The sequence below is a fragment of the Oceanihabitans sp. IOP_32 genome, from assembly GCF_009498295.1.
GTDB classification, from domain to species: Bacteria; Bacteroidota; Bacteroidia; order Flavobacteriales; family Flavobacteriaceae; genus Wocania; species Wocania indica.
On the sequence record NZ_CP040813.1, the window covers coordinates 1,135,802 to 1,148,147 of the forward strand.

Annotated in this window: 9 protein-coding genes; 3 read left to right on the forward strand and 6 right to left on the reverse strand. The window is 35.5% G+C overall.

Features of this window, described 5'->3' with window-relative positions; all coding sequences use genetic code 11:
• Window positions 1–39: 39 nt before the first annotated feature.
• Together FEZ18_RS04745 and FEZ18_RS04750 are read right to left on the reverse strand one after the other, a co-directional pair.
• Window positions 40–474, reverse strand: coding sequence for a TerB family tellurite resistance protein (locus tag FEZ18_RS04745; RefSeq protein WP_153267263.1), 435 nt, complete (start codon window positions 472–474; stop codon window positions 40–42).
• A 286-nt stretch (window positions 475–760) separates the two neighbouring features.
• Complete coding sequence (locus tag FEZ18_RS04750; RefSeq protein WP_153267264.1) at window positions 761–2,302, reverse strand: glycine--tRNA ligase; 1,542 nt, start codon at window positions 2,300–2,302, stop codon at window positions 761–763.
• Window positions 2,303–2,430: 128 nt separating this feature from the next.
• Here FEZ18_RS04750 and FEZ18_RS04755 point away from each other — a divergent pair, with 128 nt between their 5' ends.
• Together FEZ18_RS04755 and FEZ18_RS04760 are read left to right on the forward strand one after the other, a co-directional pair.
• The gene (locus FEZ18_RS04755) at window positions 2,431–3,108 is read left to right on the forward strand and encodes a ComF family protein (protein ID WP_153267265.1); all 678 of its coding nucleotides are present in this window, start codon (window positions 2,431–2,433) and stop codon (window positions 3,106–3,108) included.
• 58 nt (window positions 3,109–3,166) lie between these two features.
• The gene (locus tag FEZ18_RS04760; RefSeq protein ID WP_153267266.1) at window positions 3,167–4,774 is read left to right on the forward strand and encodes an Ig-like domain-containing domain; all 1,608 of its coding nucleotides are present in this window, start codon (window positions 3,167–3,169) and stop codon (window positions 4,772–4,774) included.
• On the opposite strand, the gene FEZ18_RS04765 is transcribed toward FEZ18_RS04760, so the two are convergent.
• Complete coding sequence (locus FEZ18_RS04765; protein ID WP_153267267.1) at window positions 4,764–5,546, reverse strand: amidohydrolase; 783 nt, start codon at window positions 5,544–5,546, stop codon at window positions 4,764–4,766. The two genes, FEZ18_RS04760 and FEZ18_RS04765, sit on opposite strands and share 11 nt — an antisense overlap.
• 117 nt (window positions 5,547–5,663) lie before the next feature.
• On the opposite strand from FEZ18_RS04765, the gene FEZ18_RS04770 reads away from it, so the two are divergent.
• Complete coding sequence (locus FEZ18_RS04770) at window positions 5,664–7,751, forward strand: S46 family peptidase (RefSeq protein ID WP_153267268.1); 2,088 nt, start codon at window positions 5,664–5,666, stop codon at window positions 7,749–7,751.
• A 492-nt stretch (window positions 7,752–8,243) separates the two neighbouring features.
• Here FEZ18_RS04770 and FEZ18_RS04775 read toward each other — a convergent pair whose 3' ends face one another.
• The 3 genes from FEZ18_RS04775 to ald form a co-directional block, all read right to left on the reverse strand.
• The gene (locus FEZ18_RS04775) at window positions 8,244–10,013 is read right to left on the reverse strand and encodes a MutS-related protein (protein WP_153267269.1); all 1,770 of its coding nucleotides are present in this window, start codon (window positions 10,011–10,013) and stop codon (window positions 8,244–8,246) included.
• Between the two features lie 146 nt (window positions 10,014–10,159).
• Window positions 10,160–10,858 carry a zinc metallopeptidase gene (locus FEZ18_RS04780; protein WP_153267270.1) on the reverse strand — a complete coding sequence of 233 codons (699 nt, stop codon included), beginning with the start codon at window positions 10,856–10,858 and terminating at the stop codon, window positions 10,160–10,162.
• A gap of 84 nt (window positions 10,859–10,942) precedes the next feature.
• Window positions 10,943–12,049 carry an alanine dehydrogenase gene (gene ald, locus FEZ18_RS04785; protein ID WP_153267271.1) on the reverse strand — a complete coding sequence of 369 codons (1,107 nt, stop codon included), beginning with the start codon at window positions 12,047–12,049 and terminating at the stop codon, window positions 10,943–10,945.
• Between the last annotated feature and the right edge of the window lie 297 nt (window positions 12,050–12,346).

Sequence of the window (12,346 nt, forward strand, 5' to 3'; positions counted from 1 at the left end):
CTTGCATTTTTTTTTAAAGTTTCGAAAACAGACAGACTTTTATCTATTCATATTTTTCATTTCATGTACAAAAGTATCCAAATCAACACCATCACCCACTAGATTTAAAGCTTTATCTACAATATATTTTACATTATCTTTATGAAAGCCTAAGCCAACACTAATTCGACTTAGCATAGCCTCTTCATAATCTCCTCTAATATGATGATCGACCTTAAACATTCGAGCCAAGTCGTACAATCGCTCTAAACGTTCATCGTAAGACGAGGGCGGATTAATGGGATGCGATTTATAATCTTTTAATATTGTTTTATAGTCTTCAACATTAATCCCTAAATTACGTGCTAATCGGTCGAGAAATGCTTTCTCGTCGTCTGAAATAACACCATCGTCCATAGCAACACGCACAATAGATGCAAAATGATCTCGATTTCGCTTTTTAAATCCACCATCAAATAATTCTGAAAAAGGCATAATATTTAAATTTTATTTACACAAAATTACATGATTTTTTTCATATTTTTCCTATAACGGCTCTAAATATTTGAACCATACCAATACCACCTGTTTCATTTTTTAAATAGCCTCACAAATTGATTATTAAATGATTGAAAAGTATTAAATTAACAAATTAATCGTATTATGAAATAAGCTACTAAGCTACTACACCATTTTATAACAAAAAAACACCTTCCAAGCTTATGTCTGGAAGGTGTTTTTTTACTTTAATTTAAAAATTGTCTTGTATTATACTTAGACCTTACATCTTCTGTAGCCAAGAACGCACATCTACTTCTTGTTTTATAATGGCGTTTAAGTCTTCTATTTTAACACGTTGCTGCTCCATAGTATCTCTGTGTCTAATAGTCACCATATTATCTTTTAAAGTATCGTGATCTACGGTAATACAAAATGGTGTACCGTTGGCATCTTGTCTTCTGTAGCGTCTGCCAACCGCATCTTTTTCGTCGTAAATCACATTAAAATCCCATTTTAAGTCTTCCACAATTTGTTTGGCCACTTCTGGTAGACCATCCTTTTTAACTAATGGGAAAATAGCGGCTTTTACCGGTGCTAAAACACTTGGTAATTTTAACACGGTTCTTGTGGTGCCATTCTCTAATTCTTCTTCTTGCAAAGCGTTCGAGAATACGGCTAAAAACATTCGGTCTAAACCAATCGATGTTTCAAGAACGTAAGGTGTATAACTGCTGTTTGTCTCAGGGTCGAAATATTGTAATTTTTTTCCAGAGAACTCTTCGTGCGCTTTTAAATCGAAATCGGTTCGCGAGTGAATCCCTTCTAATTCTTTAAAACCAAATGGGAATTTAAACTCAATATCGGTTGCAGCATCGGCGTAATGCGCTAGGTTTTCGTGGTCGTGAAAACGATAATTCTCTTCACCCATTCCCAGAGATAAGTGCCATTTTAATCGGGCTTCTTTCCAATGTTCGTACCATTCTTTTTGAGTACCTGGTTTAATAAAGAATTGCATTTCCATTTGCTCAAACTCACGCATTCTAAAAATAAATTGTCTTGCTACAATCTCATTTCTAAAGGCTTTTCCTGTTTGTGCGATTCCAAATGGAATTTTCAATCTACTGGTTTTTTGCACATTTAAAAAGTTAACAAAAATACCCTGCGCCGTTTCTGGTCTTAAATACAAGTCCATCGCAGAATCTGCTGAGGCGCCAAGTTTAGTACCAAACATTAAATTAAACTGTTTAACATCGGTCCAGTTTCTGCTTCCAGTAGCCGGATCGGCTATTTCTAGCTCTTCAATAAGGCGCTTAACATCTTCTAAATCATTATTTTCCAACGATTTACCCATCCGCGAAAGCGTGGTATTTATTTCTTCTTGATAACCTAAAACGCGTTTATTAGTCGATAAGAATTCTTCTTCATTAAAAGCCTCGCCAAAACGTTTTGCCGCTTTAGCCACTTCTTTTTCTATTTTTGCTTCTATTTTAGCACAGTATTCCTCAATTAAAACATCGGCACGGTAACGCTTTTTAGAATCCTTATTGTCAATTAAAGGATCGTTAAACGCATCGACATGACCAGAGGCTTTCCAAATGGTTGGGTGCATAAAAATTGCAGAGTCAATACCGACCACATTGTCTTGCATTTGCACCATGGCTTTCCACCAATAGTCTCGAATGTTTTTCTTTAACTCTGCTCCGTTTTGTGCATAATCGTAAACTGCACTTAGTCCATCGTAGATCTCACTACTCTGAAACACGTAACCATACTCCTTTGCATGAGAGATTACTTTCTTAAATTGATCATCTTGCTTTGCCATACTGCAAAAATATAAAACCCTTTGAAACTAAAAACTTTTTTGATACAATTTGCAACAAATGCACTCACAAATAATTATATTAGTGAGTTAAGTTACAAAGATGCTAAAAAAATCCATGTATTCGCGATATGTTTAAGGCTGTAGTTAATTTATTCTTTCCAAAAGTATGTTATGCCTGTCTAAATATTTTAGATGATTATGCTAACACTATTTGTATTGACTGTAGACACCATTTACCAGTTACCAACTTTCATTTTGAGCATAATGATACTATAAAAAAAGTACTTTACGGCAGAGCGAAAATAGAAAACGGCACGGCACTTTTTAGGTTTGAGAAAAAAGGGTTGGTACAACAACTTATTCACGGCTTAAAATATAAAGGTTATGAAAATATTGGGTTTTTCTTAGGAAATTGGCTTGGTGGAGAACTAAAAACTATTACACATTACAGCTCTGTAGATATAGTGATTCCTGTACCGCTTCATAAAAATAAATTGAGAAAACGAGGTTTTAATCAAGTGACTAAGTTTGGGCAACAAATTGCAATAGCTTTACATACAGATTACTCAGAAGATGTGCTTGTGAAGATAACTAACACCAAATCGCAAGTGAATAAAAAACGATTTGCACGCTGGAGTAGTCATGAAGAATTATTTGCACTACAAAATCCGTCAATTATAAAAAACAAACACATTCTATTAGTAGACGATATTATTACCACAGGCGCAACCCTAGAAGCCTGTATAGCCGTTTTAAACCAAGCACAGAACGTAAAAATAAGTATTGCTACCATGGCAATAGCTTAATGGGTGTAACCGTTATGTTTTTAAAATTATGTAGGTTTGTAAAAATTTAAATGAGTCGATGAATAAAACCCTTTCTAAATTTGTTTTTGTAGCGCTTATAAGCTTAGTTTTTAGTAACTGTGCCAATCGTGGCACACCTAGCGGCGGACCAAAAGACGAGACACCACCAGTAATTATAAAATCGACTCCAGAGAATTTTTCTACCAATTTTAACGGCAAAGAGATTAGAATTGTTTTTGATGAATACATAAAAATTAAAGATTTACAAAAACAACTCATTATATCGCCTCCCATGAAATGGCAACCCGACATTACTCCGCTTGGTAATGCTAGTAAAGAAATTAGAATTAAAATTAACGATACCCTACAGCCAAACACAACTTATGCCTTTAATTTTGGCAACAGTATCTCAGACAACAATGAGGGTAACCCATTTCCATATTACCGTTATGTGTTTTCTACTGGAGATTACATCGATTCCTTAACCGTAAAAGGTCAAATTATAGATGCGCTAAAACGGCAACCAGAAACCTTTATAACCGTTGGCTTGTACGAAGTAGATTCTACTTTTAACGACTCTATTGTGTACAAAGAATCACCCAAATATATTACCAATACTCTGGATAGTGCCACTACATTTACTATTGAAAATATAAAAGCCGGTAAATATATGCTTATGGCTTTAAACGATGGAAATGGCGATAATAAGTTCCAAAAAAAAACAGATCAGATCGCCTTTCTTGAAAATTTTATAAAAGTTCCCACCGACTCGCTTTATACTCTAAAACTGTTTAATGAAACTCCAGATTTTAGAACGGCAAAACCATTTTTAATATCGGGTGAGAAAATCGCTTTTGGATATGAAGGAGACTATGAAGATATGCGTATTAAATTGATTTCTGAAACTCCAGAAGGTTTTTCGTATAGAATCACTAAAGACCAAAAAACCGACACGCTTTACTATTGGTATAAACCCAGATTAAAAGTAGATTCGCTACAGTTTAAAGTGTCGCACCCAAGTGCAGCTAAAGATTACACCGTATTTATACGGGAACAAAAAAGGGACACACTAATTATTAACTCAGAACCTAGTGGTACCATTCGTTTCGAAGAGCCATTTAAAATTTCTGCAAACACGCCTTTTGTTGCTTTTAATGACCATTTAGTAAACATCTTAGATCAAAATTCTACACGTATAGAATTCACTCATAATTACGACTCCATTACAAATGCGTACCATCTAAACTTTAAAAAAACAGAAGACAACACCTATAGAATACAAGCCCTGCCAGAAGCTTTTATCGATTTTTTTGACCACAAAAACGACACCCTAAATTATGTTCTCAAAACGAGAAAAGAGTCTGATTATGGCTATGTGCGTTTTACACTTGTTAATGCTAAATACCCGCTTATTTTTCAATTAACGGATGCTAAGGGTGATGTAAAATACGAGCAATATGCTACTGAAGCCAAAGCCTTAGATTTTTTAAATTTAGATTCAGGCAAGTATTTTATTCGCGTTATTTTTGATGCCAATGGCAATGGAAAATACGACCCTGGTAATTTTCTTAAAAAGATTCAACCAGAACGTGTTGCTCATTTTGAAATGGACGACGAAATAAGATCGGATTGGGGTCTTGTACAAACGCTTAATTTTATAGAATAAGAAACGTATCGCTATCGTTTAAAAACTTAAATTTACTTCGGTTAGTTAAAAGATGTCGTTTTTCTAAACTTACCATCTCTATTTGCTCGGTATTGGACTTAAATGCAGTTATCTCATGTCCCAATACATCGAAAACTGCAGAATGCCCGGGGTACTCGTTTTGTGCACCGTCGGTTCCCACGCGGTTTACACCAATACAGTAACTCATGTTTTCTATGGCACGTGCTTTTAATAAGGCTGTCCAAGCCGAAATTCTGGGTTTTGGCCAGTTGGCAACATATATTAAAACATCGTAATCTTCAGTATTTCTCGCCCAAACAGGGAAACGCAAATCGTAACAAATTAGAGGACAGATTTTCCAACCTTTATAATCAATAATTATTTTTTCGGCTCCAGCTGTAAACACTTTATCTTCGCCAGCCAATGTAAACGTATGCCGTTTATTATAAATACTTATTTTCCCTGAGGCTTCAACAAATAACAACCGATTGTAATATTTTTTTTCTTCTGAAACAATAAAACTTCCAACAAGTGCCGTATTATGCTTTGAGGCTTCATTTCTCATCCACTCCACCGTTTTACCCTGCATGGTTTCTGCAAGATTTTCTGCATGCATTGTAAAGCCTGTTGTAAACATTTCGGGTAATACAATAAGGTCGACTTCCCCAGATATTTTATTAATCTTTTCTGAAAAATGTGTTCTATTCAGCTCCCGGTTTTCCCAAACTAAATCGGCTTGTATTACAGCAACTTTAAGTTGTTCTTGTCTCATTTGTATTCTGATTTGATAACGTTCATAAAACGCTTTAGATTTTTCAATATTATTCACAGTAAATTTACACAATAAATAAATGCTTCATATCTTTGATTTTATTATAAAATTTACACCATGAAATACTTAAAATTTTTATTGCTTTTCGTTACATTATCAACCTTCTCGCAACAAGGTGGTATGTGGATTCCTTCACTTTTAGAAGGTATGAACGAAAAAGAAATGACCAGCCTAGGCAGCAAGTTAACCGCCAAAGATATTTACGATGTTAACAACTCTAGCATAAAAGATGCTATTGGTCACTTTAACGGCGGTTGTACCAGTGAAGTGATTTCGCCTAAAGGCTTAATTTTAACGAACCACCACTGTGGCTATAGCCAAATTCAATCGCATTCTTCATTAGAAAACAATTATTTAGAAAATGGATTTTGGGCTAAAAATTTAAAGGATGAACTACCTAATAAAGGTTTGTTTATAGAATTTATTGTAAGCATTCATGACGTTACCCAAGAGGTTTTGGCAAATATAAACGAGCAAATGACTGAAAAAGAAAAACAGTCTGCCATCGATAAAGCCAGTAACGGTATTTTAAAAAATTGGCCTAAAGAAGATTGGCAAGACTCTAAAATTAAATCGTTTTACAAGGGAAATCAGTATTTTTTATTTGTTACCGAGCGTTTTAACGACATCCGTTTAGTTGGTGCACCACCAAACAGTATTGGTAAGTTTGGTAGCGACACCGATAATTGGGTGTTCCCGAGACATACAGGCGATTTCGCTTTATTTAGAATTTATGCCGATGCCAATAACCGCCCTGCAGAATACAGTGAAAACAACAAACCTTACACACCAAAACATTATTTACCAATCTCTTTAGATGGTGTTGAAGAAGGCGATTTTACAATGGTATTCGGTTTTCCTGGTCGTACCAACGAGTACTTGCCTGCTTTGGCTATAGAACATATTACCAAAGATTATAATCCAACAAATATTGCCATTCGCGATGCCGCTTTACAAGTTATTAATGAAAAAATGATAGCCGATGACGAGGTGCGTATAAAATATGCCTCGAAACAAGCTCGAATAGCCAATGCCTGGAAAAAATGGATTGGTGAGAATTTAGGCATTGAAAAAAGTAATGCCGTTGAAAACAGACGTAAATTTGAAGCCACCTTTACCAAAGCTTTAAAAGAAAAAGGCTTAGAAGACAAGTATGGTGATATTCTTCCAGAATTTGACCGCCTCTACAAAGACTTTGGACCAGTAAATATAAAACACCGTAATTTTATTGAGGTATTTTTAGTAACTAATGAATTGTTGCAAATGACCTTTAGAACCTACCAAATGGAGCAAGCCATGAGTAAAAATCCTGAACTCTTTGATACGGCAAAGCAAAATCTTATAGGAAGACTTCAAGGCATTCATAAAAACTACAATGTTGATGTAGACCAAGGTGTGTTTAAAAATGTTATGCCGTTATATACCGATAATGTAGATGCTTCAATTTACAACAACACCGCATTTACAAATTTAGACACGGCTTTAAAATTACTGGAAGGCAGTCCAAAAGAGGTTTTAAAGAACATTAATAACGATGCCGCTTACAGCTATGCAAAACCATTTATTGAGGAATTTTACAATGAGATAGACAAGGAATTTCAGCAAAAAAACGAACCTATAACGGCTTTACAAACCAGATACATGACTGCTTTAATGGAAGCTTTACCAAATGCACGATATTTCCCAGATGCCAACAGCACACTGCGCGTAACCTATGGTCAGGTACGTGGCTATTCCCCGAGAGATGCCGTGTATTACAACCACGTGAGTTATTTAGATGGGGTTGTTGAAAAGTATATTCCAGGAGATTACGAGTTTGATGTGCCTCAAAAACTATTGGATTTATACGCTGCCAAGGATTTTGGTCAATATGCCGATACCAACGGGAAAGTACCCGTTTGCTTCTTAGGAACCAACCACACTACTGGGGGTAACTCTGGTAGCCCAGCTATTGATGCACACGGAAATTTAATAGGTTTAAATTTTGACCGTGTTTGGGAAGGTACCATGAGCGATATGAACTACGATCCAGAAATTTGCCGAAACATCATGGTTGATGTACGTTACATCCTCTTTATAATTGACAAATATGCCGGTGCCAAACATTTAATTGATGAAATGACTTTGGTGCATCCTAAAAAATAATTTTTAAAATATTAACACATTCAGACCTGTTGGATTTTAAAATCTGATGGGTCTTTTTTTTTGTTAATAAACCTTTATAGACCGCAAGTCTATAATTTTGCCAAAAGAATAAAACACTTTTAATAAAACACTTCTTAGTACAGGACAAAAGTTTTAAACCAAAACACAAAACGCACATATTCATTTTGTGGCAGTTTGCACGTTATACAGACCTAAGAGATTTTTGAAACCTCTGATAGGTCTTGGTTAACCTGAAAATTCCATGTAGATAACTTTTCAAATTTAATTTTTGTCATGCACTAATAAAACCACTTTGTCGTCTAGGCTTTGTTACTTGGTGATTTTCATTAAAAAACCTAGAATCTTCAAAAAAACCCCTAGCCGTGTCATTTCGACGCTAGGAGAAATCGCATAATGCTAAGAAGAACAATAGCGCTTATGGGACATCTCAATCGTAACTCATTTCAACATATCAAAAATAAAGTGGAACGGCTAAATAATCTCCATCTTCTTCAACAAAAAAGACGCATTCATGTTTTGGCAAATGCCTTCCTTCAAGGTGTAATCAAAATGAAGCTCATCATCTATAATTTCGGCATCAAAATAGTAGTTTTTAACTTGGTCGAGCTCCTTTTCAATCTCACACAAACTCAAATCGTGCGTGGCAATAATTCCCGTAGCGTTAGAAGCGACTAGTTTCTCAACAAATTTTCGGGAACCCATAGCTTTATCGGTGCTGTTAGTTCCTTTTAAAATTTCATCTAAAACAATAAAGTAAGACTCCTTTTTAATGGCATCTACAATGTACTTTAAACGCGTTAATTCTGAAAAGAAATACGAGCTATCATCTGTTAAAGAATCGGTAGTACGCATGCTAGTAATTAACTTCACTGGTGCATATTGACTTGATTTGGCACACACAGGCAGACCAACATTGGCCATAACAATGTGTAAAGACACGGTTCTTAAAAAGGTACTTTTTCCAGCCATATTGGCACCAGTAACTATAAAAAACTGCTCGTTATTAATGGTTAAATCACTATCTACTCGTTTGTTTTTATTAAGTAACGGGTGCCCTAGACCTTTAGCTTTTATAACCAATTCGCCTTTAGTAATCTCAGGAAACACAAATTCTGGATGATTGTATGCAAACCCTCCAAGCGAATTATATGCATCAAAAAAAGAAACGACCTCAAACCAATCGGAGACCTTATCGCCATAATTGTTAATCCACTGCTCGACACGATAACTGTTTTTTAAATCTGATAGGAAAAACCCATTTCCAAAAATTGCCGAAATCAGATTATTTCGGTTATCCAAAGCATCCAAAGATTTCGAAAGCTTCTTAAAGATGGTTGACGCCTTTTTAGTATCCGACTGAATGTTTTGTTGCTTTTCTTTCAATAATTCTGAAGTAAAATTTTCGTTTTCAATACGTTCTAAAAGCAATGCATATTGACGAAATGTATCTTTCACCTTATCGGTATTGGCCGACAACACATTTATTTTTTTTAAAAACCAACCAGTAATACCCAACCCTAACAGCAACCAATACCCAATAAAAGCCATATCTATAAGCTTAAAAAAAGCCAGTGCGAATAATGATAAAGATAAAAAGGTAAATACCAACGGAAACCAACTCATTATTTTTGGCAGCACTGTTTTATAGTTTTGCAGCCATTTAATAATGGTTTTTGCAGAAGTCTCAACAGCCACTAAACTTGATGTTGCCGAGTAATACTGCCGCCATTCTGGTTTGCTGCTTAACTCTTTAATGGCATCTTGTCGTAAAACAATAGCATCGGTAGTATTTGCTAGTAAAGCATCGGCTAGTTTCTTAGTGCCTTCATGAATAGTACTGCGGTTTAAATATTGAAAAAAAGAACCACGACCAAATAAATCAATATCTAAACTGTAAAAGTGATTCGGGTCTTGAAATTGTGAGCCTGTGTCTCGATCGTAAAAATTACCCGAAGCAATTTTAATTTCATCTTCATTAATTTTTGCTAAAGCCTTATTAAAGTTTCGTTGCGCTTTAATATCGGTATATTTCGATAGTAAAAAGGTAAAAATAACAGTACCCATTATAAATATTAACACAGCGAGCTGCCAATAGTTAAAGCTTAAATACAAACCTAAACCCGTTGCTAAAAACACCAAGAGCCTAAGCACACTTAAAGTAGCCATACGTTTATAAAGCTTAGACGCCTTAGAGTTATAAAGTTCTAAATGGGTTTTATAATATGTTAAAGGATTATTCATTGTAAATATTGATTCTGTTTCACTATTGGTAAGCATTGCGATTTCTCGAGTAATCTTAAAGCTTACTTTGAGGATTTCGTTTTTGTAAAGAAACAAAAAAGCCCTGAAAATTTTCAGAGCTTTCTACTATGTTTCTATTAAATTTTTTAGTCTCTAGAACCTCCAAATACTTGAAGTGCCCAATACACTAAAGAGGCCAAAGCACCAATGGCGCCAACTAAATAAGTTCTTGCTGCCCATTTTAGAGCATCCTCAGAACCTGCATACTCCTCTTGAGATACCATATTTTTGTTCTTTAACCAGGCTAGAGCTCTATTACTCGCATCGTACTCAACAGGCAGGGTTACAAAGCTAAATAAGGTTGCAAACCCCATCATAACTAAGCCCGCAATAGCAACCCAATAACCAAGCCCTATACCGGCAGCTGCACCAAGCATTAATCCGCCAATTATAACCCATTGAGACATCCCAGAGGTTACACTTACAACAGGCACTAAAGCCGAGCGCATTTTTAACCACTCGTAAGCTTGCGCATGTTGCACAGCATGACCACATTCGTGAGCTGCCACAGCTGCCGCCGCTGCATTACGTTGGTTATAAACCGATTCGCTTAAATTAACCGTTTTATTTTTAGGGTTATAATGGTCTGTTAATTGCCCAGGTGTCGAGATGACCTCAACATCGCGTATGCCATGATCTGCCAACATTTTTTCGGCAATCTCAGCACCACTCATACCATTACGCAATTGAATTTTAGAGTACGTATCAAATTTTCTTTTTAAAGTACTGCTCACCAACCAACTTACAAGCCCAATGGCACCTATCAATATATAATATCCAATCATTAAATTAATTTTTATGTTTTACAAATTTAGATTTTTTATAGCAAAAAACAAGCCAAACATAAATTAAGAAAATTTGTCAGTCTATTACAATTCTAGCGGTTGATAGTCCATTTCGAATGCTTCGGCAATTTCTTTATAAACAATCTTACCATGAACAACATTTAATCCTCTGGCCAATGGTTTGTTTATTTGACATGCTTTTTCCCAACCGTTCTCTGCCAATTTTAATACATAGGGCAGTGTCACGTTGGTTAAGGCCACTGTAGAGGTGTAAGGTACAGCTCCAGGCATATTAGCCACACAATAATGTACCACATCGTCTATAATAAAGGTGGGATCTGCGTGTGTTGTCGCTTTTGTAGTTTCAAAACAGCCGCCCTGATCTACGGCAACATCAACCATTACGGTGCCTGCACGCATAGATTTTAGCATATCTCTAGTGATTAACTTAGGGGCTTTAGCACCTTTTATTAATACTCCTCCAACAATTAAATCGGAATACTCAATATGTTTCCTTATGTTGTATTCACTGGAGAACTCGGTGGTTACATTACTTGGCATAATGTCGTTAATATGGCGCAACTGCTTCATATTAACATCCATTATTGTCACGATGGCACCCAGTCCTGCAGCCATTTTTGCTGCCTGCATTCCTACTACACCACCACCTAAAATTAAAACTCTTCCTGGTGGGACTCCAGGCACACCTCCCAGTAAGACTCCACGTCCTTTAACGGGTTTTTCTAAATATTTAGCCCCTTGTTGAATAGACATTCTACCTGCCACCTCAGACATTGGGATAAGTAGAGGCAGAGAGCCATCAGTATCTTCAACAGTTTCGTATGCGATACAAACCGATCCACTTTTAAGCATGGCATCTGTAAGTGTTTTGCTAGAAGCAAAATGAAAAAAAGTAAATACTAAATGATGTGACTTAATTAAACCGTATTCTTCTTCAATAGGTTCCTTAACTTTAACAATCATTTCGGAAGCAGCATAAATTTCCTCAATAGTATCAAGTATTTCAGCACCAGCCTGAATATAATCTGCATCCGAAAAACCACTCATCATACCTGCACGCTTTTGTACATATACCGTGTGGTTTCGTTTTGTAAGTTCGAAAACTCCCGAAGGCGTCATGCCTACCCGGTTTTCATTGTTTTTAATTTCAATAGGAATACCAATTTTCATAGGTTAAAATATTTATTTTTCAATTTTATGTTATAAAGGTAAAAATAAATATTTTAAAAAAAACTCTAGAAATTTCAATATTTTTTAGTTATAAATCAAAATATCACCCTAAAATTAAGAATTACTTATATTTTTTGACGACATAATAGCTATTTAAAGCCTTCTTTTTCAGAGAAAACTCATGATCTGAGGAATATAAAATTAAAAACAATAGACCTTTATCTAGGTCATACGTGTATTAAAATCCAGATTTGAAGGGTTTTTTATGCGGAATCAAGCACTGGGTAACACAAGATT

Bases quoted from the DNA above. Each gene is read 5' to 3' on its own strand.
- FEZ18_RS04745 (WP_153267263.1), bottom strand. From the start codon at position 474: ATGCCTTTTTCAGAATTATTTGATGGTGGATTTAAAAAGCGAAATCGA.
- FEZ18_RS04750 (WP_153267264.1), bottom strand. From the start codon at position 2,302: ATGGCAAAGCAAGATGATCAATTTAAGAAAGTAATCTCTCATGCAAAG.
- FEZ18_RS04755 (WP_153267265.1), top strand. From the start codon at position 2,431: ATGTTTAAGGCTGTAGTTAATTTATTCTTTCCAAAAGTATGTTATGCC.
- FEZ18_RS04760 (WP_153267266.1), top strand. From the start codon at position 3,167: ATGAATAAAACCCTTTCTAAATTTGTTTTTGTAGCGCTTATAAGCTTA.
- FEZ18_RS04765 (WP_153267267.1), bottom strand. From the start codon at position 5,546: ATGAGACAAGAACAACTTAAAGTTGCTGTAATACAAGCCGATTTAGTT.
- FEZ18_RS04770 (WP_153267268.1), top strand. From the start codon at position 5,664: ATGAAATACTTAAAATTTTTATTGCTTTTCGTTACATTATCAACCTTC.
- FEZ18_RS04775 (WP_153267269.1), bottom strand. From the start codon at position 10,013: ATGAATAATCCTTTAACATATTATAAAACCCATTTAGAACTTTATAAC.
- FEZ18_RS04780 (WP_153267270.1), bottom strand. From the start codon at position 10,858: ATGATTGGATATTATATATTGATAGGTGCCATTGGGCTTGTAAGTTGG.
- ald (WP_153267271.1), bottom strand. From the start codon at position 12,049: ATGAAAATTGGTATTCCTATTGAAATTAAAAACAATGAAAACCGGGTA.